This window comes from Sphingomonas sp. Leaf407, assembly GCF_001425385.1.
GTDB lineage: Bacteria > Pseudomonadota > Alphaproteobacteria > Sphingomonadales > Sphingomonadaceae > Sphingomonas.
On record NZ_LMQO01000001.1, the window covers coordinates 665,805 to 689,261 of the forward strand.

19 protein-coding genes and 1 tRNA gene are annotated in these 23,457 nt (G+C 66.4%); 12 read left to right on the top strand and 8 right to left on the bottom strand.

The features are described 5' to 3' along the window. Nucleotides 1-72 precede the first annotated feature (72 nt). Entirely contained in the window at nucleotides 73-1,008 is a 936-nt protein-coding gene (locus ASG37_RS03135; protein WP_235525107.1) for a glycosyltransferase family 2 protein, read from the top strand. A 239-nt stretch (nucleotides 1,009-1,247) separates the two neighbouring features. Further along, complete coding sequence (locus ASG37_RS03140) at nucleotides 1,248-1,874, top strand: ATP-dependent Clp protease proteolytic subunit (protein WP_055755965.1); 627 nt, start codon at nucleotides 1,248-1,250, stop codon at nucleotides 1,872-1,874. Between the two features lie 32 nt (nucleotides 1,875-1,906). Here the strand turns inward: ASG37_RS03140 and ASG37_RS03145 are convergent, their stop codons facing one another. The 3 genes from ASG37_RS03145 to ASG37_RS03155 all read right to left on the bottom strand — a co-directional run bounded on the left by ASG37_RS03145 (nucleotide 1,907) and on the right by ASG37_RS03155 (nucleotide 5,458). Next, complete coding sequence (locus ASG37_RS03145) at nucleotides 1,907-2,956, bottom strand: acyltransferase family protein (protein WP_055755967.1); 1,050 nt, start codon at nucleotides 2,954-2,956, stop codon at nucleotides 1,907-1,909. After that, nucleotides 2,953-4,482 (bottom strand): hypothetical protein, encoded by a 1,530-nt coding sequence (locus ASG37_RS03150; RefSeq protein WP_055755969.1) that lies wholly within the window; start codon nucleotides 4,480-4,482, stop codon nucleotides 2,953-2,955. Before ASG37_RS03150 ends, ASG37_RS03145 begins: the two co-directional genes overlap by 4 nt. 91 nt (nucleotides 4,483-4,573) lie before the next feature. Continuing rightward, complete coding sequence (locus ASG37_RS03155) at nucleotides 4,574-5,458, bottom strand: beta-1,6-N-acetylglucosaminyltransferase (RefSeq protein WP_055755970.1); 885 nt, start codon at nucleotides 5,456-5,458, stop codon at nucleotides 4,574-4,576. Nucleotides 5,459-5,662: 204 nt separating this feature from the next. Between ASG37_RS03155 and clpX the strand changes: the two genes are divergently transcribed. The 3 genes from clpX to ASG37_RS03170 all read left to right on the top strand — a co-directional run bounded on the left by clpX (nucleotide 5,663) and on the right by ASG37_RS03170 (nucleotide 8,998). Further along, nucleotides 5,663-6,928 carry an ATP-dependent Clp protease ATP-binding subunit ClpX gene (gene clpX / locus ASG37_RS03160; protein WP_055755972.1) on the top strand — a complete coding sequence of 422 codons (1,266 nt, stop codon included), beginning with the start codon at nucleotides 5,663-5,665 and terminating at the stop codon, nucleotides 6,926-6,928. A gap of 137 nt (nucleotides 6,929-7,065) precedes the next feature. Then, nucleotides 7,066-7,761, top strand: coding sequence for an HAD family hydrolase (locus tag ASG37_RS03165; RefSeq protein ID WP_055755975.1), 696 nt, complete (start codon nucleotides 7,066-7,068; stop codon nucleotides 7,759-7,761). 70 nt (nucleotides 7,762-7,831) lie between these two features. Next, entirely contained in the window at nucleotides 7,832-8,998 is a 1,167-nt protein-coding gene (locus tag ASG37_RS03170; protein ID WP_082448013.1) for a calcium:proton antiporter, read from the top strand. 4 nt (nucleotides 8,999-9,002) lie between these two features. Here the strand turns inward: ASG37_RS03170 and ASG37_RS03175 are convergent, their stop codons facing one another. Beyond that, nucleotides 9,003-9,221 carry a hypothetical protein gene (locus ASG37_RS03175; RefSeq protein WP_235525108.1) on the bottom strand — a complete coding sequence of 73 codons (219 nt, stop codon included), beginning with the start codon at nucleotides 9,219-9,221 and terminating at the stop codon, nucleotides 9,003-9,005. Between the two features lie 15 nt (nucleotides 9,222-9,236). After that, nucleotides 9,237-10,907 carry a M1 family metallopeptidase gene (locus ASG37_RS03180; protein ID WP_055755979.1) on the bottom strand — a complete coding sequence of 557 codons (1,671 nt, stop codon included), beginning with the start codon at nucleotides 10,905-10,907 and terminating at the stop codon, nucleotides 9,237-9,239. Nucleotides 10,908-10,991: 84 nt separating this feature from the next. Between ASG37_RS03180 and lon the strand changes: the two genes are divergently transcribed. From lon to ASG37_RS03205, 5 genes are all read left to right on the top strand, one after another. Further along, on the top strand, nucleotides 10,992-13,472 hold the full coding sequence (gene lon, locus ASG37_RS03185; RefSeq protein ID WP_055755980.1) for an endopeptidase La: 2,481 nt from the start codon (nucleotides 10,992-10,994) through the stop codon (nucleotides 13,470-13,472). A gap of 184 nt (nucleotides 13,473-13,656) precedes the next feature. After that, complete coding sequence (locus ASG37_RS03190) at nucleotides 13,657-13,929, top strand: HU family DNA-binding protein (protein WP_055755983.1); 273 nt, start codon at nucleotides 13,657-13,659, stop codon at nucleotides 13,927-13,929. Nucleotides 13,930-13,980: 51 nt separating this feature from the next. Next, nucleotides 13,981-14,055 (top strand) — tRNA-Val (locus ASG37_RS03195). A gap of 270 nt (nucleotides 14,056-14,325) precedes the next feature. After that, entirely contained in the window at nucleotides 14,326-15,963 is a 1,638-nt protein-coding gene (locus ASG37_RS03200; RefSeq protein ID WP_055755985.1) for a hypothetical protein, read from the top strand. Between the two features lie 105 nt (nucleotides 15,964-16,068). Further along, nucleotides 16,069-18,894 (top strand): TonB-dependent receptor domain-containing protein, encoded by a 2,826-nt coding sequence (locus tag ASG37_RS03205; protein ID WP_055755987.1) that lies wholly within the window; start codon nucleotides 16,069-16,071, stop codon nucleotides 18,892-18,894. A gap of 5 nt (nucleotides 18,895-18,899) precedes the next feature. On the opposite strand, the gene ASG37_RS03210 is transcribed toward ASG37_RS03205, so the two are convergent. Further along, a complete protein-coding gene (locus ASG37_RS03210) occupies nucleotides 18,900-20,309 on the bottom strand; it encodes a PLP-dependent aminotransferase family protein (protein WP_055755989.1) in 1,410 nt (469 codons plus the stop codon). 110 nt (nucleotides 20,310-20,419) lie between these two features. Between ASG37_RS03210 and ASG37_RS03215 the strand changes: the two genes are divergently transcribed. After that, nucleotides 20,420-21,262: a PhzF family phenazine biosynthesis protein gene (locus tag ASG37_RS03215; protein ID WP_055755991.1), complete on the top strand. Its 843-nt coding sequence runs from the start codon at nucleotides 20,420-20,422 to the stop codon at nucleotides 21,260-21,262. Next, nucleotides 21,262-21,861, top strand: coding sequence for a DJ-1/PfpI family protein (locus ASG37_RS03220; protein ID WP_055755994.1), 600 nt, complete (start codon nucleotides 21,262-21,264; stop codon nucleotides 21,859-21,861). Before ASG37_RS03215 ends, ASG37_RS03220 begins: the two co-directional genes overlap by 1 nt. 6 nt (nucleotides 21,862-21,867) lie before the next feature. Here the strand turns inward: ASG37_RS03220 and ASG37_RS03225 are convergent, their stop codons facing one another. Together ASG37_RS03225 and ASG37_RS03230 are read right to left on the bottom strand one after the other, a co-directional pair. Further along, nucleotides 21,868-22,857, bottom strand: a complete 990-nt coding sequence (locus tag ASG37_RS03225) for a FecR family protein (RefSeq protein ID WP_055755996.1) — start codon at nucleotides 22,855-22,857, stop codon at nucleotides 21,868-21,870. Continuing rightward, complete coding sequence (locus ASG37_RS03230) at nucleotides 22,854-23,345, bottom strand: sigma-70 family RNA polymerase sigma factor (protein ID WP_055755998.1); 492 nt, start codon at nucleotides 23,343-23,345, stop codon at nucleotides 22,854-22,856. Before ASG37_RS03230 ends, ASG37_RS03225 begins: the two co-directional genes overlap by 4 nt. Nucleotides 23,346-23,457: the final 112 nt, after the last annotated feature.

Genomic DNA, 23,457 nt, shown 5'->3' on the forward strand with positions numbered 1-23,457 from the left:
GCCCCTTCGTTGTGGGGCGGCGCGGAACGCTTTCCGCTTTTCCGCCATGCCGAATCCGAATAGCGGATGCGCGTGACCGAGCATTCCTCCCGCATCGCTGTCCTGCTGCCCTGTTACAATGAGGAGGCGGCGATCGCCGCCACGGTGGCGGGGTTTCGTGCCGCGTTGCCCGATGCGACGGTCTATGTGTACGACAACAACTCGACCGACCGCACGATCGAGGTCGCGCGGGCGGCCGGCGCGGTGGTCCGCAGCGAACGTATCCAGGGCAAGGGCGCGGTGGTGCGGCGGATGTTCGCCGACATCGATGCCGACGTCTATGTCATGGCCGATGGCGATGCGACCTATGACGCCGAGGCCGCGCCCGCGCTGGTCGCGCGATTGTTCGACGAGCAGTTGGACATGGTGGTCGGACAGCGGGTGAGCGAGGCGGTGCTCGCCTATCGGCGTGGGCACCGGTTCGGCAATGCGATGCTGACGGGCATGCTGGCGCGGCTGTTCGGACGGAGTTTTACCGATATTCTGTCGGGCTACCGCGTCTTTTCGCGCCGGTTCGTGAAGAGCTTTCCCTCGCTGTCCGCCGGGTTCGAGATCGAAACCGAGATCAGCGTCCACGCGCTTGAACTGCGCATGCCGGTCGCGGAAGTCACGACGCGCTATTTCGCGCGGCCGGAAGGGTCGGCGTCAAAACTGTCGACCTATGGGGATGGCTTCCGTATCGCGCGGACGATCGCGACGCTGTACCGGATCGAGCGACCGCTGTGGTTCTTCGGTGCGATCGGGCTGGTGCTGGCGCTGACCGCGCTGATCCTCGCGATCCCGCTGGTGATTACCTATGCGAACACCGGGCTGGTGCCGCGGTTCCCGACCGCGATTCTTGCGACCGGGCTCGTGATCCTCGCCTCGCTATGCCTGTTCAGCGGGCTGATTCTCGACACGGTGGTGCGCGGTCGCCGTGAGGTACGCCGCCTTGCCTATCTGGCCTATCCAGCGCCCGGCAGGGTATAGGGGCGGGACCGCCGGAAAGGCGGCGACGGTCTGGACGAGATAGCGTTAGCGTATCGTCTGCTGGACGGGCGACGATCCAGCGCTCGACGGATTGTTACGGGAATCGATCGCGGAACAGCGCTCGACGAACATATGGGGCGGCCAGTCGATGCGACGGCGGCCGGCGCCACGCTTCGCCCCTTGCGCAGCCTTCGCGCAGCGCCGATGTAGGGCACCGAAACCTACTGAGCGGGAACCCAATGCAGGATATTCACGACGGCCTCGTCCCCATGGTCATCGAACAGTCGAGCCGCGGCGAGCGCAGCTTCGACATTTATTCGCGCCTGCTGCGCGAGCGCATCATCTTTGTCACCGGCGGCGTCGAGGATCATATGGCCTCGCTCATCACCGCGCAGTTGCTGTTCCTCGAATCGGAAAATCCGAAGAAGGACATCTGGATGTACATCAACTCGCCGGGCGGCGTCGTCACGGCGGGCATGGCGATCCACGATACCATGCAGTACATCCGTCCCCGCGTTGGCACCGTCTGCATCGGTCAGGCCGCGTCGATGGGCAGCTTCCTGCTGGCGTCGGGTGAGCCAGGCATGCGCGTCGCGCTGACCAACGCGCGCATCATGGTCCACCAGCCGTCGGGCGGCGCGCAGGGCATGGCATCGGACATCGAGATCCAGGCGAAGGAAATCCTGCGCATCCGTCGCCGGATGAACGACCTCTACGCGAAGTACACCGGCAAGCCGCTGGAGGAGATCGAACGGGCGATGGACCGTGACACCTTCCTCGAAGCCGATGAGGCCAAGGTATTCGGTCTGGTCGATCAGGTGTTCGACAAACGCCCGGGCGTGTCGGAAGACGCGACGTCGGCCTAAGATCGAGCAGGGCCGGCATAGCGCCGGCCCTGCTATCGGTAGCGTGCCTTCAGGCGGGCGCGGACCGGAACGTCCCACCAGCGATAGACTGCCCAGGCGGCGGCGATACAGCCGCCTACCACGAACAGCCCGCCGATCGGCGTCCACGCCGATCCTTTGAGGCCGGCCCGCGCCCACGCGCCGCCGAACAGCAACAGCAGCGGCGCATGCATGGCATAGAGCGGATAGGAAAGTTCCGCGCCGAAGCGCGTCATCCTCGGCATGTTCATCCTGCTCCCGGCCGCCGCCAGCACCAGCAGCGGAAAGACCCCAGCGGTCAGTACGAGATCATACCAGCGCGGATCGAGCCAGGGCTGCGGCAAGATCGTGATCGACAATGCCAGCGTCGCGATGATCCACGGTCGCCGGCCGCCACGGGTTAACCAGCCGGCACGATGCGCGTGGAGCGACAGGACACCGGCCGCAAACCCCGCCGATGTTCGCAAGCCGCCCAGTGCCCAGCTTTCGCGGGCCGGCCCCATCGGTCCGAACCCGCCGAGCTGCCAACCCAGGATCGCCAGCACCGCGAACGCTACCCCGGCGAAGATTATGAGGTTCCGTATCGTCCACCATCGTACCGTCCGTGCGAAGATCAGGTTGACCACCAGTTCCCAGAAGATCGACCAGATCGGCGGATTGACTGGCCACGGGTCCCCGGCCACCCATGTCGCGGGCCATGGCACGATCGCGGCGGCCATGGCGGCAACCTCGCCCGTTCCGATCGGCAGGCCATTGGTCCTGAGGCGGACGACATAGGCGACGATGCCGATGCCGGCACCGGCGACGATCATCGGGTACAGGCGGATCGCCCGATCCCGCACGAACGCCGGCAGCGTGCCGGACCCGGCCAGTCGATCGCCATAGGCATGGGCGATCACGAACCCGCTCAGGACGAAGAAGAAGTCGACAGCGACATAGCCGTGCGCGAACCACCATCTCGACCCGAACCACGGCTGGGCATGGTAGAGCAGGACCGCGAACGCAGCGACACCCCGGAGCGCGTCCAATGCCGCATATTGATGGCGGGGGCGGGGCGGGATCACCTCTGCCGAACCGCGGATGCGTCACCGCGATGATCGACCCGGTAGAGTTGGGTACGGCCATTGTTCCAGACCAATGTCACCGGATGATCCCGCCGTATCCGGTCGCGCTCGCTGTTCAGGATCCAGAGATAGTCGATGTCGCGCCACGGCACCCGCGTCAGCAAATCGTCGAACACCGGCCATTGTCCGCGCCGGCACCCCTGGCGCGGCACGGCCTGCCCTTGCAGGGTCCACCAGTTCGACCCGGTCCGGTCGCGAACCGAGAGCAACTGGCCCGGAGCCGCGAACAGATCGTTCACCAGCGCGTCCCGGCGGATCGTGGCGACGCTCGGCAGATGCCAGAGCCGTGGCAACTGCCAACGCTGCTCGCAATGTTCGCGCACGAGCGCCATGACCCGGGCGCCGCGCGGCAGGCGATCGAGCGCGGCGATCTGTGTCTGCGCGGTATGTTCGGCCGCCAGTTGCGACGTGGTGACGGAAATCAGCCGCGCAGCGAACAGCGCCAGCGCGATCCAGCCGATCCAGCGGGGAAGCGGGCGCATTTCGCGTACGGCGAGGATCGCCAGCATGATCGCGACGGGAATCAGCCGGGTCGCGGCGAACATTGACCCGAGCAGTTCGTTCGGCATCGCGAGCGACAGTATAGCCAATATTACCGCCGGCACGACGATGACCGGCACATAGGCAAAGCGGCGCGATCGCCAGACCGGCAGGGTCGCGGCTGCAAGGACCGCTATGGTCGCGGTTCCATCCAGCGCGATCCACCGGTCCCGCAGCATACCGGCCAGCCAGATCAGATCGTTCCTCCAGTCAAACCACAGTCCGATGGCATTGTGGCTGTCGCCGCGCCACGCGATCAGGATCGCCAGCGGCCAGAGCAGCGGCAGGACGGTGCCCCCGCCTTGCCGCACCCATGCCGCAGGACGTGCGCGTTCCTGCCATAGCGTGGCGATCGTCGCGCCACCGATCAGCACGCCGAGCACGCCCCATCCGATCGCATGGGTAACGATGAGCAGCGGCGCGGCGACGGCGGCAACAAGTATGCGCTGCCCCTGGCCGGACCGTAGCCACAGCGCGAATACCAGCAACGCCAGCGCCACCGACAGGCAGGAATTCAGAAAGCCGAACTGGAACGGATAGGAATGCGCAAGCGGCAGCGCGAACAGGCTGATCGTCGTGACCCGGCCATGAACCGCGCGTACGACCGCGAAGATGCCGAGAACGGTAAGCGCCGGGATCAGCGCGGTTACGATCGTCACCGCCGGCAACAACCCGAACAACTTGCCAAGCGGAACGACGAGCAGGTCCACGCCCAGATTGGGAATGAGCCGCCACGTGAAGTCGAAATGCCCGGCCAGTTCGGGCGACTGTCCGATCGTCTGCTGGATGTGAAACCGGGCGACATGCGCCGGGACATCGGTCAACCACGGTATCGTCGTCCAGCAGAGCGGAACCGCCGCTGCGACCGCCAGCAACACCGTCGCGCGTTGCGTCTGCCACCAGGCGATCGGCGTGGCGTCCTGCATATTTCCCCCCGGTTTGGCTATTTGCCTATCGCGGCAACGGGAAGCCGGTCAAGCGACGGGTGGCGAGGACCTCACGGCATCGCAACAGCGTTCAGACGCGGGTTTCCGGCGATATTCTATCGGAATGCAATAGCTCGGCATCGATACGATCGTACAGCGCCGGGAACCGCGCAAGGCTGAGCTTCCGCGCGAACAGCGCCGGGCTCCTGGCGATGACGTCGAAATCTATCGGGCCGAGCAACGCGGGATACTGCGGCTCTGGACGGTTCCAGATCGTTAGCCGCAGGTCGTCGTTCACGATCGCAGCCTCAAACGGCGAGTTGGCGAGGATGGTCTGGATGAATCTCTCGTCCGGCAACATGGTGTTGGCATAGAAGCGGAGGAGCCATGGTTTGCTGCGTCCCGTGTCGGCGATATGCCGGAGCGCGGCATGCGTCAGCGTCCACCATTGCCCGCCGCCATGGGCGACATGGTTGTAGGGAAGCTTGCGACGCCATCCGGGTATCGCGATGGCGCGCGAGCGAAACCGGAAATGGAAGCGTTCCACCCGACCGGGCGCGCGGTAGACTCCTTCCTGCTCACTCCAACGGTTGGGGGCTTTCATCGCAAACGCCTCGATGAACTCCGCCGTCGGGTTCGCATCGAGAATCGCGGCGATCTCCGCTGCGGATTTGATGGGATAGTCGGCGCCCGACAACAGTGTCGCGCGATCGAACCGAATGTCCGACCTTTCCGCCGCGTAGATCAGTTCCATCGTCGCACGGACGATACCGATTCCGCTCCAGAAGCAGCGCCGGCGGCGGACGAAGCTGGTCCGGGGCCGCTCTCCGATCGAAGCGACCATTGCGTCGTACGTCGCCTTCGGCGTCCGCGCGTCGACATGGACGAACACGGGCGACGTGGCCGGCAGTGCCGCAACCAGCCGGGCGAGTTGCGCGGGATCGGTATGACATAAAATCAGGTAGGCGGCGATCACGGACGCTCCTCATGTCGTACTTCGGGGCCATCGAAATCCGTACCGGGCCGGGAATGGCGGGACAAGCGGGGTGGGGTTGCCGTCACATTCCGCTGTTGGCGACTTGTTTCGGGCGCGGGGTGTCGACATATTGCGTACAAAGGCTCGATCGCGTGTATGTGGGTCGGGACGGGATTCAGCCCATGGGGCGTCTGGGAATATGGTATGACGAAACTGAGCGGTGGCGACTCCAAAAGCACCCTCTACTGCTCGTTCTGCGGCAAGTCGCAGCACGAGGTGCGCAAGCTGATCGCGGGACCGACCGTGTTCATCTGCGACGAATGCGTCGAACTGTGCAACGACATCATCCGTGAGGAAACGAAGTCGGCACTCGTCGCCAAGAAGGACGGCGGCGTGCCGGCGCCGCAGGAAATCTGCAACGTGCTCGACGACTATGTCATCGGGCAGAAGCAGGCGAAGCGCGTGCTGTCGGTCGCGGTCCACAACCATTACAAGCGGTTGAACCATGGCCAGAAGGGTGCCGACGTCGAACTGGCGAAGTCGAACATCCTGCTGGTCGGCCCGACCGGTTGCGGCAAGACGCTGCTGGCGCAGACGCTGGCGCGCATTCTCGACGTGCCGTTCACCATGGCCGATGCGACGACGCTGACCGAGGCGGGCTATGTCGGCGAGGATGTCGAGAACATCATCCTCAAGCTGCTTCAGGCGTCGGACTATAACGTCGAGCGGGCGCAGCGCGGGATCGTCTATATCGACGAGATCGACAAGATCAGCCGCAAGGCGGAGAATCCGTCGATCACCCGCGACGTGTCGGGCGAAGGCGTGCAGCAGGCGCTGCTCAAGCTGATGGAGGGTACCACCGCGTCGGTGCCGCCGCAGGGCGGGCGCAAGCATCCGCAGCAGGAATTCCTGCAGGTCGACACGACTAACATCCTGTTTATCTGCGGCGGGGCGTTCTCGGGCCTCGAGAAGATCATCGCCGACCGGTTGCAGGGCAAGTCGATCGGCTTCGGTGCCTATGTCGCGGCGCCCGAAGAGCGTCGCACCGGCGAAGTGTTACGCCAGACCGAGCCGGAGGATCTGCTCAAGTTCGGCCTGATCCCCGAATTCGTCGGTCGTCTGCCAGTGATCGCGACGCTCGAGGATCTCGACGTCACCGCGCTCATCAAGATCCTGACCGAGCCGAAGAACGCGCTCGTCAAACAGTATCAGAAGCTGTTCGACATGGAGGGCGTGAAGCTCGGCTTCAACGAAGAGGCGCTGGTCGCCGTCTCGAAGAAGGCGATCGAACGTAAGACCGGCGCACGCGGGCTTCGCTCGATTCTCGAGGGCATCCTGCTCGATACGATGTTCGACCTGCCGTCGATGGACGGCGTGGACGAGGTCGTGGTCGACAAGGACGTGATCGACGGCCGCAAGGAACCGGTCCGCGTCTATGCCGAAAAGAAGAAGGCCGGCGACGCGGCGTAATCACGACATTTCCCGAATGAATGGCGGGTGTCGGGCGACCGGCACCCGTTTCTCGTAGCGGTATACCCGTCCTTCCGGCGAAGGCCGGGCAAGCGGATGGCTTTTCCTATCAACGCCCTCGCGCTATTCCACCGGTCATGCCGATCGATCTTATCTGCCTCGATGCCGACGACACGCTGTGGTACAATATGCGGCATTTCGAGGAGGCGCATGATGCCTTTACCGCGATGCTCGAACCGTTCGCGGCGGCGCGGGTGGCGCGCGAAACGCTGGATGCCTGCGAAGCGCGGAACCTGAAACTCTATGGCTATGGTGCCAAGGGATTCACCCTGTCGATGATCGAAACCGCGATTCAACTGGGCGGGCCGGATTTACCCGGATCGGTCGTCGCCGATCTGCTCGCCGCCGGTCGGCGCCTGCTCGCGCATCCGGTCGAACTGCTGCATGATATTGAGGTGACGCTCGACCGGTTGGCACAGCGTGGCCGGCTGGTGCTGGTGACGAAGGGCGATTTGCTCCATCAGGAAGCGAAACTGGCAGCGTCGGGACTGGGCGACCGGTTCGCCGGGATCGAGATCGTCAGCAACAAGACCGAGGCGACGTTCACCCGGTTGTTCGCGCGCTACGGCGTCGCTCCCGACCACGCGGTCATGGCCGGCGATTCGATGCGCTCCGATGTGTTGCCGGCACTCTCGGCAGGGGCATGGGCGGCATTCGTGCCGCAACCACTGGCATGGGATCATGAGACGGCGGCCGCGCCGGACGATCATCCCCGTTTTCGACGACTCGCCGATCTGGCCGAACTACCCGACTGGATCGACGCGATCGTATAAAATCCGGCCGGGACGGATACATCGCGCACTGCTGTGCATTGCTTTACCGTAACGATTCAAAGGGGGCATGATGGCAGGGGCGACCGATCGGGAAGCAGCGTTGGCGGCGGAACGGGAAGAAGTGGTGGTAACTCCCGCCACCAAACGGGCGCTGCGCGACCGTGCGGCGTTGCCGTTGTGGTCGCTGATTATCCCGGCGCTGGGGCCAGTCGCCATCCTGCTCAATCTGGCGAAGACCAGCGGGATCGGCGTGCTCGTCGCGGCGATCATCATGTTCGGTTGCGTGATCGCCGCCGTCCATCATGCCGAGGTCGTCGCGCACAAGGTCGGCGAGCCGTTCGGCACGCTGGTGCTGGCGGTCGCGGTGACGGTGATCGAGGTGTCGCTGATCGTCTCGCTGATGCTCTCCGGGTCGGGCGACGTTGCCACACTGGCGCGCGACACGGTGTTCGCGGCGATCATGATTATCCTAAACTTCATCGTCGGCATCTGTCTGCTGGTCGGCGGCATCCGCCATCACGAACAACGGTTCGTGTTGCGGGGGGTGAGTGCCGCGCTGTCGGTCCTGGCGGCGATGGCGGTCCTGTCGCTGGTGCTGCCGAACTATACCTCGACCGTGCCGGGACCGACGCTCTCGTCGTCGCAGCTTACGTTCGTGGCGATCGTATCTTTGATCCTCTATGCGACCTTCGTGATGGTCCAGACAGTGCGGCACCGCGATTATTTCCTGCCGGCGGCCGATGGCGCGCTGCCCAAGGATGCCCATGCCGAACCACCGAGCGTGAAGACGGCGTGGATCGCGTTCGGCGTGTTGCTGGTCGCGTTGGTTGGCGTGGTGTTGCTCGCCAAGGACCTGTCGCCGACGATCGAGGCGGCGGTGCTGGGCGCCGGGCTGCCGCTGACGGTGGTCGGCATCCTGATCGCCGGGCTGGTGCTGGCGCCCGAAAGCCTGGCAGCGGTCAAGGCCGCGCGCAAGGACCGGCTCCAGACGAGCCTCAATCTTGCCATGGGCTCGGCGCTGGCCACGATCGGGTTGACGATTCCGAGCGTCGCGGTCGTCTCGCTGGTAATGGGCTGGCCGCTGTCGCTGGGGATCGACGCGAAGTCGATGGTGCTGTTCGCGCTGTCGATGCTGGTGTCGACGCTGACGCTGGGCAATGGGCGGACGACGGTGCTGGCAGGAATCGTCCATCTGACGATCTTTGCCGCCTATCTTTTCACCACCGTCATCCCCTGATCGGCTATCGGCGCTGCCGGGCGGCCAACGCCAGCCCGGCAGCGATCTGGACCATCGCATAAACCCGCCGTCGCCCCGGCCGGTTTACGAACGGGCGGACGAGCAGTTCGGCCCCGCCGGCCTCACTGCGCCACAGGTCGACGTGGCGCTCCGGCTGGAGCAGGCCGAGCAGGCCGTCGCCGATCATGAAGGTGGCGGCCATTTCGGCCGCGCGTTTGGACATATCACGCATCCGTCATCAACGCGCGGTGGCAGGTGATGGTGCCTGCATCCGTTCGAGCGCCGCCGACCGGCGCAACACCCGCGCCATGGGGTCGAGGACGACATGCGCGCCCGCCGGCACCGGCAGGACCGCCACGCCCCCGGTCATCGGCACCTGCTGCACCACGCCATCGACGGCAATCTCGACCGGCAGCGGGAAAGGACGGTTGCCCGGCACCGCCCAGCGGAGCGTCAAAGTATTGCCGCCGCGCCGCTCGACCAGGTCGGGCAGCGCCGCCTCGCGCAGATAGACGTCGAAGAACCATCCGAGATCGCGGCCGCTTTCCTGCGCGACGGCAGCGATGAAGTCCTGCGTCGTGCCGAACCGGGGGCGGAAGTTGCCGGGCCGGGGGTCGGGGCGGCCATAGACCAGCCGCCGGGTTGCCGCGAGGAACGCCCGGTCGCCGATCAGGTGGCGCAGGGTGTGGAGCATCCACGCACCCTTGAAATACACATCCGCCCCCGGACCCGCCGCCGTCTCGCCGGTCGACTGCGGCTTGCCGGCGATCAGCGGTGCCCTGGCCACGATCCGCTGCTGCTGCGTGAGCAGCATCGCGGTGTAGCGGGCATCGCCTTCGCGCCACCGGGCATAGAGTGGCTGCATATATTGGGCGAAGGCTTCGTGCAGCCAGAAGTCGTCCCAGTCGGCCGCCGTCATCTGGTTGCCGAACCATTCGTGGCTGAATTCATGCTGGAGCAGCCAGTCGAACCCCTCGGGCGCGGGCTTGTAGCCATTGCCATAGGCGTTGATCGTCTGGTGCTCCATGCCGAGATACGGCGTCTCCACCACGCCCATTTTCTCCGCCCCGAAAGGGTAGGGACCGATCGCGGTTTCGAGGAAGTCGAGCATCGGCGGAAACTCGGCGAACAGCCGCGCGGCCTTGGCGTCGTTCCCCTCCAGATACCAGAAGGACAGCGGAATGACGTTGCCGTAGCGGCTGCGATACCGGCCGGTCAGTTCGCGATACGGCCCGACCGAGATGGCGAGCGCATAGGGGTTCACCGGCCCCGATTTCCAATGCCAGGTCGATCGCCCGTCGCGCAGCCGATCGATACCGGTCAACACGCCGTTGGCCGGTGCGGACAGTCCCGCTGGAACGGTCAGGTGCAGCGTGACCCCGCCCGGTTCACCCTGAGGAAAGTCGAGGCAGGGCCACCACAGGTCGCACCCCATGCCCTGCGCGGTGCTGGCGAACCACGGCTTGCCGTTCGATTCGGACCAGACGAAGCCGTCGTCCCATGGCGCGCGCCGGGCGACGCGCGGCGGCCCGGCATAGGTCACGCGCACCACCACGGTTCCGCCAGCGGCGATCGGGCGATCGATCCGTATCTGCCCATCCACCTGCCGCCATGCCTCGCGCGGGAGCGGGACGCTGCCCAGCGCAACATCGGAGACGGTCAGCACCCCGTCGAGATCGAGCGTGATCCGTGGCACCGCCGCCGTGGCGACGATCGTCAGCGTCGCCCGCCCGGACAGCCGTCGCTTGGCCGGCAGCGCCTCGATCGCGATGTCGGCCTGTTCCAGCCGGAGCGCCGCGCGTTCGGGAGCGATCGCACCGCCCGACCGCGCCGTCATCGGTGGAACAGGGGCGGGGAGGGACGCCGGCGCCTGTGCCGCCAGCAGCAATGCGGCGAGCGATGGCGTCATGATACGTCTCGGTGATTGATGGCGTCGCCCAAGCCACCATATAGTGTCGTGGATCCGGCAGGGTGGCCGGGTCGTGGAGTCTGCATGTCGAAGATCGATCCTGTTCCTGCCCCATCGCTGACGCTGCCGGTGTTGCCGCTGCGCGACATCGTCGTCTTTCCGCACATGATCGTGCCGTTGTTCGTCGGTCGCGACAAGTCGGTCGCTGCGCTCGAAGCGGCGATGGCGGGATCGAAGGAGATTTTCCTCGTCGCCCAGCTCGATCCGGGCGAGGACGATCCGGCGCGCGAGGACCTGTACGATGTCGGCGTGTCGGCCGAGGTCATGCAGATGCTTAAGCTGCCCGACGGCACCGTCCGGGTGCTGGTGTCGGGAAAGCGCCGCGCAACGCTGACCTCGCTGGAGACGGTCGACAATCATCTGGTCGCGACGATCGATCTGGCGGCGGACGATGACACGACGCTGGAGGACGCGGCCGAGGGTGTGGACGAGCGTGTCGAAGCGGCCGTCGCCAATCCGAGTGCCGAGCTGAAGGCACTGATGCGCTCGGTTGTCGATCAGTTCGAGAATTACGCCAAGCTCAACAAGAAGCTTCCGGCCGAAACCGCGACGCAACTCGCCGAGCTGGAGGACCCGTCACGGCTGGCCGATGCGGTCGCGGGCAATATCGCGGTCAAGGTGGCGGACAAGCAGGCGCTGCTGGTCGAGGCCGATCCGCACAAGCGGCTGGAAATGGTGTTCGCGTTCATGGAGGGCGAGCTGGGCGTGCTCCAGGTCGAGAAGAAGATCCGCAGCCGCGTGAAGCGGCAGATGGAGAAGACCCAGCGCGAATATTATCTGAACGAGCAGTTGAAGGCGATCCAGCGCGAACTCGGCAACGAGGGCGAGGATGGCGACGGCGACGAGATCGCCGAGCTGACGCAGAAGATCGCGACGCTGAAACTCAGCAAGGAAGCACGGACCAAGGCGACGTCGGAGCTCAAGAAGCTCAAGACGATGGCGCCGATGAGCGCCGAGGCGACCGTCGTGCGCAACTATCTCGACGTGCTGCTCGGATTGCCGTGGGGCAAGAAGTCGAAGCTCAAGAAGGACATCGCCGTCGCGCAGAGCGTGCTCGACGAGGACCATTATGCGCTGGAGAAGGTCAAGGACCGGATCGTCGAATATCTGGCGGTGCAGGCGCGGACCAACAAGCTCAAGGGTCCGATCCTGTGCCTCGTCGGCCCGCCCGGCGTCGGCAAGACCAGTCTGGGCAAGTCGATCGCCAAGGCCACCGGCCGCGAGTTCATCCGCCAGTCGCTGGGCGGCGTGCGCGACGAGGCCGAGATTCGCGGCCATCGCCGGACCTATATCGGGTCGCTGCCGGGCAAGATCGTCACCAATTTGAAGAAGGCCGGCGCGTCCAACCCGCTGTTCCTGCTCGATGAGATCGACAAGCTGGGTCAGGATTTCCGTGGCGATCCGGCATCGGCGCTGCTCGAGGTGCTCGATCCCGAACAGAATGCGAAGTTCAACGATCATTATCTGGAGATCGACATCGATCTGTCGGACGTGATGTTCGTGTGCACCGCGAACACGCTGAACCTTCCGCAGCCGCTGCTCGACCGGATGGAGATCATCCGGCTGGAGGGCTATACCGAGGACGAGAAGGTCGAGATCGCCGAGCGCCATCTGGTCGCCAAGCAGGTCGATGCCCATGGTCTGAAGCCCGGCGAGTTCGAGCTGACCGAGGGGGCGTTGCGCGACCTGTTGCGTTATTACACGCGCGAAGCCGGTGTCCGCACGCTGGAGCGCGAGATCGCCAAGCTGGCGCGCAAGGCGCTGCGGCGTATCCTCGAAGGCAAGGCGACGTCGGTCACGGTGACGCCCGACAACCTCGCCGAGTTCGCCGGGGTGCGGAAGTATCGCTTCGGCGTGGGTGAGGAGGAGCATCAGATCGGCGGCGTCACCGGGCTGGCATGGACCGAGGTCGGTGGCGAGCTGCTGACGATCGAGAGCGTGACCGTGCCGGGCAAGGGCGGGGTCAAGACGACCGGCAAGCTCGGCGACGTGATGAAGGAATCGGTCGAGGCGGCGTGGAGCTACGTCAAGGCGCGCTCGCCCGGCTATGGCATCAAGCCCAGCCTGTTCCACCGCAAGGACGTGCATATCCACCTGCCCGAAGGCGCGGTGCCGAAGGACGGCCCCTCGGCGGGTATCGGTCTTGTCACCTCGATCGTCTCGACCCTGACCGGCGTGCCGGTGCGGCGCGAGGTCGCGATGACCGGGGAGGTGACGCTGCGCGGACGGGTGCTGCCGATCGGCGGCTTGAAGGAAAAGCTGCTCGCGGCGCTGCGCGGCGGGATCAAGACGGTGCTGATCCCGGCCGAGAACGAGAAGGATCTGGCCGAGATTCCGGCGAACGTCCTGCGCGGACTGGAGATCGTGCCGGTCGCGCATGTCGATGAGGTATTGCGGCTGGCGCTTACCGAACCGCTGGTCGCGATCGATTGGAGCGAAGCTGACGATCTGGCCGCGCAACCGCCGCAGCCGGTGCCCGGGATCGGCGAATCGCGGCCGCATTGACCGGCCGGACGGTGGCAGGGGCGGCGTTCCCCGCCACCGTTCGTCGCATTCGGTGGCCCGTGACTGCGTTGCATTCCCGGTGGTTGCGAAACTCCCGCCATTTTGCTTTGACACCCGGCGGTGAAGCGGCCTTATTGCCGCGTTCGAGTGTACCGGTATTTTTAAATCAAGGGGTTTCGTCGGGATGAACAAGCAGGAGCTGATCGGACAGGTCGCCGACCATTCGGGACTGACCCGTGGCGACGCGATGAAGGCGGTCGAAGCCGTGTTCGACGTCATCTCCGCCGCGCTCAAAAAGGGCGATGAAGTCCGCCTCGTCGGGTTCGGCACCTTTTCGGTGTCGCGGCGCAAGGCATCGACCGGTCGCAACCCGCGCACCGGCGAACCGATGACGATCAAGGCATCGTCGCAGCCGAAGTTCAAGGCCGGCAAGGGCCTCAAGGATTCGGTGAATTAAGCGCTGGACAGCGGTTATCAGTCGGCCTAGAGGGCCGTCCTCCGGGTTTCCGGGCGCGTAGCTCAGCGGTAGAGCACACCCTTCACACGGGTGGGGTCACAGGTTCAATCCCTGTCGCGCCCACCAGATCAACGGCCGTCCGGCCCGCACGACCTTCCAGCGAAGGCGGCGGGCGGGGCGGCCGTTTCTGATTCCGGTGCGCTTTCCGGTCGGACACGGGTGGTTGTAATAATTACGCCATCATTTCTACGTCGAACCGTCATCGAAACAGCACGCAAGAGTCATGCGCCGCGCCTAACGGGCGGGTCGTGGGTCGGCCAAAGGGGGAAACCTTGGACGATCGCCGGGTCAAAGAGCCCGCAGCAACGATCAACCACGTTTCGGGAGTTCACGGTGATGGCCAACAGCAAGCGCTTCGGCTTTATTCTTTTGGCGACGACGGCCAGCGCCGCGCTGGCCGGCTGCAGCGGTGCCGACGGTGTCGCCTCGCCGGGCGCGGGCAGCGTGAACATCACCGTTCCGGCACCGGCCCCCACGCCGACGCCGACCCCCGCCGCGACGCCATCGGCGATCACCGCCGCGCAGTTCGCGACGTCGACGACCGTCAATGGCATCAGCATCACCTCCGACGAACAGCTCGCCATCGTCAACGCCGGCACCAACAACAACGTCAGCGGCGTCGGTTCGGTGCTGAACGGCCTGTATCCGGTCGCCAATGCCTCGGCGACGACCGCGACCGACCCGTCGACGATCAACAGCTTCTTCACCAGCACCAACTATGTCGGCGCGCTCAACGGCCCGTCGGACACCGCATTCCAGGGCTGGACCTGCAACGCGCCGGGCATCGACTTCGGCGGCAGCGCCACGTCGTGCTCGTCGACGACCGCGCTCGCCAACTACATCGGCACCTCGGCCGAGGCATCGGCCGCAGTCTGCCCGACCGGTACGATCGACGACGGTCTGGTGCAGGCGCGCAAGGCGTGCCGCATTCCGCAGACCATCACCAGCAACCTGACCCTGACGCGCGTCCCCGGCGTCTTCTATCGCCTGCGCGGCCAGACCGAAGTCGGCACCGATCTCGGCTCGACCGGCGGCACCGGCGCGACGCTGACGATCGAACCGGGTGTCGTCGTGCTGAACGACGCGAGCGAGGCGACCAACGACCTGCTGCTCGTCAACCGCGGTTCGCGCCTGAACGCGATCGGCACCCGCGCGCTGCCGATTATCTTCTCGGGCCAGTTCAACATCGGCGGCAACAACAACTTCGGTGACGGTTCGCAAGGGTTGTGGGGCGGCATCATCCTGCTCGGCCGCGCCGCGACCGGCGTCTGCGCCGCCGGCACCGGTCCGAACAACGCCGACGGGTCGTCGACGACCTGCCAGCAGGCGATCGAGGGTGTGACCGGCCGCTTCTACGGCGGCCCGACCGCGACCGACAGTTCGGGCCAGATGTCCTACGTCCAGATCCGCTACTCGGGCATCGCGATCAGCGACGGCAACGAGTTGCAGGGCCTGACGCTGGGCGGCACCGGCTCGGGCACCGTGCTCGACCATATCCAGAGCCACAATTCGGCCGATGACGGCGTCGAGATCTTCGGCGGCACCACCAATGCAAAGTATATCGCGATCACCGGTGCCGACGATGACGGCTTCGACATCGACAACGGCTATCGCGGCTTCATGCAGTTCATGATCGCGGTGCAGCGCGCATCGGGCGCGACCAGCGACTCGTTCTCGACCGAGATCGATTCGAACAACAACGAAGACCTGCTGCCGCGTACCTACAGCACCTATGCGAACTTCACCTTCATCCAGACGGCGTCGGCCCCGGCCGCCATCCGTCAGCGGGGCGGGTCGGACATGCGCTATGTCAACGGCATCGTGAAGTCGCCGTCGGGCGTGCCCTGCCTCAACCTGATCGCGGGTGAAACCAGCGCGACGGACCGTTCGACGATCCGCGCCGCCGACACGACCAAGCAGGATGCCGGCCCGCCGGTGTTCAGCTCGGTCTATTTCGCCTGCTCGGGCCGCTGATCCGCCTGAGCGTCGCTATCCAGCGATGACACGCCGATGCCGGGGCGGGCCATTACGCCCGCCCCGGCATTCGTCTTTCGAGAATTCCTTGTTGGAGCCCCGGTCATGCAGCACCGTCGCGCCTATGCTACTCTTCTTCTCCTGACGTCGCAGTTGGTCGCGCCGGCCGTGCTCGCGCAGACCGCCGCTCCCAGCGCACCCGCCCCGGCACCGGCGACCGCACCGCCGGTGCAGACCGGAACACAGCCCGATCCGAACCAGCCGGGGTCCACGATCGACCCCGCGACCGGTGCCGAAACCGCAGTCGAGGTGTCCTCGCCCGGCTTCGATCAGGGCACGGCCGAGGAAATTGTCGTCGTCGGCCGCAACATCCCCAACGTCGTGCGCGCCACGCCGCAGGTCGTCTCGGTCCTGTCCGAAGCCGACATTGCCCGCACCGGCGACGGCGACATCGCCGGCGCGCTGACCCGCGTGACCGGCCTGTCGGTCGTCGGTGGCGGCTTCGTCTATGTTCGTGGTCTCGGCGATCGCTACTCGTCGTCGCTGCTCAACGGATCGCCGTTGCCCAGCCCCGAACCGCTGCGCCGCTCGGTCCCGCTCGACATCTTTCCGACCTCGATCGTCGGATCGGCGATGGTCCAGAAGACCTATTCGGTCAATTTCCCCGGCGAATTCGGCGGCGGCGTCATCAACCTGACGTCGAAGGCGATCCCGACCAAGAATTTCGTGTCGATCGGCGGATCGATCAGCGCCGACACGGTCACGACCAGCGAACTGGGCTATACCTATGCCGGCGGCAAGGCCGACTGGACCGGGTTCGACGACGGCACGCGCGGCGTGCCGGACTTCATCCGGAACGCGGACAAGGGCACCGGCCTGATCCCGGTCGATCAGGTCGCCCGCCTGTCGAATGCCCGCACCACGTTGTTGCAACAGAACAACCAGTTGCCGGCCAACTTCTCGGGCGAAATCTCGGGCGGCTCGGTCTATGACATCGGCAGCGACCGCCTCGGCCTGATCGGGTCGGTTGGCCTGTCGAACACGTTCCGCACCCGCGACGCGATCCAGCAGGACACCGTCAGCGAGAACGGCAACATCCGCAACGACTTCCGCACGGTGCTGACCGACAACCGGGTCGTCGCCAACGCGCTGCTCGGCGTCGGCTATCAGTTCGCCGACAGCACGGTCCGCTGGACCAACGTCTACATTCACGACACGCTGAAGCAAGGCCGCCTGTCGGCCGCCGAACAATATAACAACCCGAGCGGGCTGCGCGTCCAGCAGAACACCAACTGGTTCGAACGCCAGCTCATCGAAACCCAGTTGGTCGGCGAGTTCAAGCTGACCGACGCGCTGAAGTTCGACGCGCGGGGTGCCTTCGCCAATTCGAAGCGCAATGCGCCGTACGAGCGCCAGTTCGACTATCTGTGTTCGAACCGCACGACCAACGGCCTGTCGATCACCACGCAGGGCGCCCCGGTATCGTCGCGGTTCAACTGCAACGGCGCGTATCAGGTGACGCAGCGCTTCTCGCCGTTCGCCAGCGTCGTGTTCAGCGAGCTGAACGAAGACCTGTACACCGGCCAGGCCGACCTGTCGTACAAGCTGCCGACCGACCGGCCGATCACGCTGTCGACCGGCTATTTCTACTCGGACACCAGCCGTAACTCGCGCCGTCTCCAGTTCAATTACCAGACGAGCCAGGGAGCGGGCACCGCGCCGGGCTTCCCCAACAACCTGCTGCGGCCCGATTATCTGCTGGGTCCCGACTCGCTCTACAATGCGTGTCCGTTGCAGGGGGCGGGGCGCTGCACGATCGAATTGCAGTTCAACACGCCGCTGGGTGCCTATGCCTATGACGCGGGGCTGCTGATCCACGCCGGCTATGTGCAGGGCGAGGCCGAACTGGCCGACGGCCTGCGCGGCGTCGTCGGCGTGCGGTACGAAACGGCGAAGGAAACGGTGACGCCGGTCGATGTCGCGCCGACCGTGCTCGACAATGATTACTGGCTGCCGGCGCTCACGCTGACCTACAACTTCACCAACAACATGCAGCTTCGCCTGAGCGGTTCCAAGACGATTTCCCGTCCCCAGTTCCGCGAACTCGCCGCGCAGCAGTTCCGCGATCCCGATTCGGATCGCCTGTTCTTCGGCAACCCGTTCCTGACCGACACCCAGCTCTATAACGGCGAAGCGCGGTACGAATGGTTCTTCGGTCGCGATCAGCGGCTAACGCTGGCCGGCTTCTACAAGCGGATCGACAATCCGATCGAGCAGGTCGGCTTCTACACCGGGTCGGACGACCGGTTGCAGACCGGCTTCACCAATCTGCCCAAGGCGACGCTGTATGGCGGTGAGTTCGAGGTGCAGAAATACTTCCCGCTCGATTTCATCGACGGGGGCTTCTTCGCCACGCGCCGCGCGCTCGTGCTGGTGAACTATACCTACACCAAGTCTTCGATCACCGCCGATGCCACCTGTGTGCCGAACGTGCTGGGCCAGCGTCTCGCCCCCTGCACCGCGGCGGGCTTCGGTCCCGCCGAGTTGCAGTTCCGCGACGGCGCACCGCTGACCGGCCAGTCGGACCATCTGGTCAACGTCCAGTTGGGCCTTGAGGACACGGCGACGCTTTCGCAGCTCACCCTGCTGTTCAACTATGCCAGCGACCGCGTGACCAACCGTGGCCCGGCCAACCTGTCGGGCGTCGGCTTCCAGCCCGACATCATCGAGCGTCCGGGCATCCGCCTCGACATCGTCGGGCGGCAAGGTTTCGAGATCGCCGGCGCCAAGCTGGAGGTGAAGGCCGAAGCGCGCAACCTGACGGGAACGCGCTTCAACGAAGGGCAGACGTTCGACGGCGGGAACATGGTGTATATCAACCGCTACGATCAGGGGCGGATTTTCTCGCTGGGCGTCACGGCGGCGTTCTGAATGATCTACAGGCCGGGAGTCTGATCGCTCCCGGCCTGACGCAGAATGTCCGACAGACGATCGTCGTCGCTGCGCGCCACGTTGAACCGCATATGATCGCGCCATCCGCCGCTGGTGCTGAACACCGGCCCCGGAGCCAGCACGATCCCGTGCGCCACCGCACGCCGCGCGAGATCGACGGCGTCGACCCCGTCGGGCAACCGTGCCCACAGGAAGATGCCGGCGGCCGGTTCGATCCACGGTTCGACGCCGACCGCGCGCAACCGCGTGACCACCCGCGCGGTCGCCCGGGCGAGGCGGGTACGAACCGCCTCGACATGGCGGCGATAGCTGCCATCGGTCAGCACCGCATGCAGCAGGTCGGCGGTGAGCGGGCTGCCGGCCACCGAGGTGGCGATGCGCAGATCGGCCAGCCCCTCGATCCAGTCGGGTCGCGCCGCGATATGGCCGCAGCGCACCGCCGCCGACAGCGATTTTGAAAAACTGCCGATACGGATCGTCCGGTCGAGCCCATCGAACGCCGCGAGGCGCGGTGCCGGGGCATGTTCGAAATCGGCGAAGATGTCGTCCTCGACGATGACCATGTCGTGCGTCTCGGCGATCCTGAGCAGCCGGTGCGCGCTCGGCGCGCCGAGCGTCGCCCCGGTCGGGTTATGTACGCCCGAGTTAGTCAGGTAGAAGCGCGGCCGGTGCGTCGCGACGGCGGCGGCGAAAGCGGTGACGTCCGGCCCGGTCGGGGTCATCGGCACGCCGATCACCGTGGCGCGGTGCGCGCGCAGCAGCGCGAGGAAGTTGAAATAGCACGGATCGTCGACGATCACCGTATCGCCGGGCTGGAGCAGGAAGCGGCAGACGAGATCGAGCGCGTGGGTGCCGCTGTCGGTCAGCAGTATCCGGTCGGGTCCGGCCTCGATCCCCTGATCGGCCATGCGCCGGGCCAGCAGTGCGCGCAGCGGGAGCGAGCCGAGCGGCGAGGCATAGCCCGACAGCGCGCCGTCGCCACCACCACGGGCGGCACCGCGCATCGCCTTGCGCAGCGCGTCGCCCGCCAGCCAGTCGTCGGGCAGCCAGCCACAGCCGGGCATCGGGCCGTGCCGCTGCTCGCCCAGCGACTGGCGCAGCATCCACAGCGGATCGACCTCGCGTTCCGACACGGGGGCGATCCGGCCGAGCGCGAGCGGGGCCAGTGGTGCTGCGACATAGAAGCCCGATCCCGGCCGCGACCGGATCGTGCCCTCGGCCGCCAGCCGGTCATAGGCGTCGACCACCGTCGATCGCGCGACGCCGCTCGCCTCCGCCATCGCCCGGATCGACGGGAGCCGTGCGCCCGGCGTCAGCGTGCGCGCTTCGATCCGGTTGCGGATCATGCGGACCACTCGTCCGGTGCGGGTTTCGTCGGGGGAAATAGTCGCCATTGTGCTGCCGGTGTCGCCAATACAGTTCGACGCGATTGTACCGATGCGTGTCTGTCGACGCCAGTCGGCGCGCGATAGGAAGAGCCCGCATCCGCAGGAGATCCACGACCATGACCCGCCCGTTCCACCTCGTCGACGTGTTCGGCACCGATCCGCTGACCGGCAACCCGCTGGCGGTCATCGCCGATGCCGAGGGGCTGTCGGGCGAAGAGATGCAGGCGATTGCCGGCTGGCTGAACTTTTCGGAGACGACCTTCCTGTTGCCGCCGACCGACCCGGCGGCGGACTATCGCGTCCGCATTTTCACCATGGCGCACGAACTGCCCTTCGCGGGGCATCCCACACTTGGCAGCGCGCATGCGTGGCTGGCGACGGGCGGGCAGCCGAAGCAGGACGGGATGATCGTGCAGGAATGTGGCGTCGGGCTGGTAACGATCCGGCAGGGGGGCGATAGCCTCGCCTTCGCCGCCCCGCCGCTGTTGCGCGGCGGCACCCCGACCGAAGCGGAGATTGCCGAGGTGGTGACGCTGCTGCGGATCGACCGCGCGGCGATCGTCGATGCGGCATGGGCGGACAATGGTCCGGGCTGGATCGCCGTCCTGCTCGAATCGGCCGACGCGGTGCTGGCGATCGAACCGGTACGCCACCATCCCGAGCATATCGACATCGGTATCGTCGGTCCGCATGCGTCCGGCGCGGAAAGCGCGTTCGAGCTGCGCGCCTTCTTCACCGACGCGCATGGCGGGCTGATCGAGGACCCCGTGACCGGCAGCCTCAACGCCTCGGTCGGCCAGTGGCTGTTCGCCAGCGGCCGGGCGAGCGGCAGCTATGTCGCCGCGCAGGGCACGCGGCTGGGGCGGACCGGACGCATCCATGTATCGCAGGACGCCAGCGGACAGGTGTGGGTCGCGGGTGCCACGCGGACGCTGTTCACCGGGCGGATGCAGCGCTGATGCAGGTCGCGATCCTCACCTTCGACGGCTTCAACGAACTGGATTCGTTCGTGGCCGCCGCGATCCTCAACCGGCTTCGCCTACATGGCTGGGCGGCGCACATCACGTCGCCGGACGAAAGCGTGACGTCGATGAACGGCGTCACCGTTCACCGCCAGCGCCCGATCGCATTCGTGGAGGAAGCCGATGCGGTGCTGATCGGCAGCGGTATCCGCACCCGTGAGATCGCCGCCGATGCGGGCCTGCTTGCGCGGCTCAGGCTAGATCCGACGCGGCAGTTGATCGCGGCGCAATGTTCGGGGACGCTGCTGCTCGCGAAGCTCGGCCTGCTCGGCACCTTGCCGGCCTGCACCGACCTCACCACCAGGCCATGGGTGGTGGAGGCAGGCGTCACCGTGCTCGACGCGCCGTTCGCCGCACATGGCAACGTCGCGACCGCGGGCGGCTGCCTTGCCGCGCCCTATCTCGCCGCATGGATGATTGCGCGCGGCGGATCGACCGCCATGGCCCGCGAGGCACTGCACTATGTCGCGCCGGTCGGGGAGAAGGCGCGGTTCGTGGATCACGCCATGGCGGTCGTCGGTGCGGGCGGGCGATGACCTCGCCTATCGTACATCGCACCGTGGGTAGCGGGCGGACGTCAGGCACAGCCCTCCGCTTCGCCGGTCGATCGACAGATCGAACAGCGACGCGATCAGCGCGATCGAGCGGTCGGGCGTATCGAGCGGGAAGCGGCCGCTGACGCTGAGCCGTCCGAGCATCGGGTCGGCGAGCCGTATCGGCGTGGCGCTATAGCGTTGCAGCCGCGCGACGGCGGTGGCGAGCGGGATGGCGTCGCCATCGATCCATGCGCCGCGCCAGCTCATCCGGTCGGCATCGCCCAACCGATGGAGCAGGATGCCGCCGTCGCGAACGCTGGCATAGCGTCCCGCCTCGACCACCACCGGTTCGCTGCCGGGCACGTCGAGCCGGACGCGGCCGCGAAAGACCCGCAGCTCGCTGCCCCCCGGCAGTCGTTCGGCGCTGAAATTGGTGCCGAGCGCGGTCATCGTCGCATCGCCGGTGTTCACGCGAAACGGTCGCGTGCCGTCGTGGCGGACGTCGAAGCGCGCCGCCCCCGTGGCGAGCGACAGGTCGCGCCCGCCGCTGCCGAAGGCGATGGTGATGCGGGATGCGGCATCGAGCGTCATCGCCGATCCATCGGGGAGCATCACCGCGCGCCGCTGAGCGATGGCGCTGGCATAGTCCCGCCGGTCAACGAAGCCGGGGGCGACCGCCCGCCAGCCGAGTGGTACCGCGACGATCACCAGCGCCGCCGCCGCGGCGATGGCGAGCCTCCGCCGCAACCGGGTGCCGACCGCACGTCCCCGCCAGCGCGCCCGGCGGGGTGCCGCTGTCGGCGGCAGGGCGGGTTCGCTCGCCACCGCATCGAACAGGGCCGGATCGCCCAGCAGGCGACGGAACCGGTCGAACGCGACGGCATGATCGAGCGACTCCGCCAGCCACGCGCGCAGTTCGGCACGGCCGGGGGCGTCCAGCGTTTCACCGCGATCGGCCCAGTCGGCGGCGATCGCCAGCACCCCGTCAGCGATCATTGCCCGAGGTCCAGTGCGTCGGCGACAGCGGCAAGATCGATCATCGCGCGGACGAGGTGCTTCTTCACCGCTTCGATTCCTATGCCCAGCTCCTCGGCGATCTCGCCGCGCGACTTGCCCTCGATATGGCGTTTGACGAACACCGTGCGGCGCTGCGCGGGCAGGGTGGCGAGGACGGTTTCGAACCGGGCCAGCCGTTGCCGGTAATCCAGCGTGGCATCGGGCAGCGGCGCGGCGCAGACCAGGTCGGGATCGACGGGCTCGCCCGCCCGCCCGTCGCGCCGGGCACCGGCATAGACGACCGAATCCGCCACGCGGAACGCATAGGCGAGCGGTTGCTCGATCGTCTGTCGCCGGTCCTGTTCGATGACGCGCAGCATCGTTTCCTGCACTACCTCCTCCGCCTGATCGGGATCGCGCAGCCGTTTGCGGGCATAGGCGAGCAGCCGGGCATAGCCCGCCGTCAGCGCCGCCGCCGTGCCGCTCACGCGCGCGTCCCCTGCCCGTAGAGCGGGCGGCACCGGGATCGGGGACATCGTGGGGGCACAGGTGGCGGCACGCCGGTCCTTTATCGCGTGGCGGCACGCGGGCAACGACAAT

What these genes read in the sequence shown, in the direction of transcription:
- ASG37_RS03140 (WP_055755965.1), top strand. Translation starts at nt 1,248, where the DNA reads ATGCAGGATATTCACGACGGCCTCGTCCCCATGGTCATCGAACAGTCG.
- ASG37_RS03150 (WP_055755969.1), bottom strand. Translation starts at nt 4,482, where the DNA reads ATGCAGGACGCCACGCCGATCGCCTGGTGGCAGACGCAACGCGCGACG.
- clpX (WP_055755972.1), top strand. Translation starts at nt 5,663, where the DNA reads ATGACGAAACTGAGCGGTGGCGACTCCAAAAGCACCCTCTACTGCTCG.
- ASG37_RS03165 (WP_055755975.1), top strand. Translation starts at nt 7,066, where the DNA reads ATGCCGATCGATCTTATCTGCCTCGATGCCGACGACACGCTGTGGTAC.
- ASG37_RS03170 (WP_082448013.1), top strand. Translation starts at nt 7,832, where the DNA reads ATGGCAGGGGCGACCGATCGGGAAGCAGCGTTGGCGGCGGAACGGGAA.
- ASG37_RS03175 (WP_235525108.1), bottom strand. Translation starts at nt 9,221, where the DNA reads ATGTCCAAACGCGCGGCCGAAATGGCCGCCACCTTCATGATCGGCGAC.
- ASG37_RS03180 (WP_055755979.1), bottom strand. Translation starts at nt 10,907, where the DNA reads ATGACGCCATCGCTCGCCGCATTGCTGCTGGCGGCACAGGCGCCGGCG.
- lon (WP_055755980.1), top strand. Translation starts at nt 10,992, where the DNA reads ATGTCGAAGATCGATCCTGTTCCTGCCCCATCGCTGACGCTGCCGGTG.
- ASG37_RS03190 (WP_055755983.1), top strand. Translation starts at nt 13,657, where the DNA reads ATGAACAAGCAGGAGCTGATCGGACAGGTCGCCGACCATTCGGGACTG.
- ASG37_RS03200 (WP_055755985.1), top strand. Translation starts at nt 14,326, where the DNA reads ATGGCCAACAGCAAGCGCTTCGGCTTTATTCTTTTGGCGACGACGGCC.
- ASG37_RS03205 (WP_055755987.1), top strand. Translation starts at nt 16,069, where the DNA reads ATGCAGCACCGTCGCGCCTATGCTACTCTTCTTCTCCTGACGTCGCAG.
- ASG37_RS03210 (WP_055755989.1), bottom strand. Translation starts at nt 20,309, where the DNA reads ATGGCGACTATTTCCCCCGACGAAACCCGCACCGGACGAGTGGTCCGC.
- ASG37_RS03215 (WP_055755991.1), top strand. Translation starts at nt 20,420, where the DNA reads ATGACCCGCCCGTTCCACCTCGTCGACGTGTTCGGCACCGATCCGCTG.
- ASG37_RS03220 (WP_055755994.1), top strand. Translation starts at nt 21,262, where the DNA reads ATGCAGGTCGCGATCCTCACCTTCGACGGCTTCAACGAACTGGATTCG.
- ASG37_RS03225 (WP_055755996.1), bottom strand. Translation starts at nt 22,857, where the DNA reads ATGATCGCTGACGGGGTGCTGGCGATCGCCGCCGACTGGGCCGATCGC.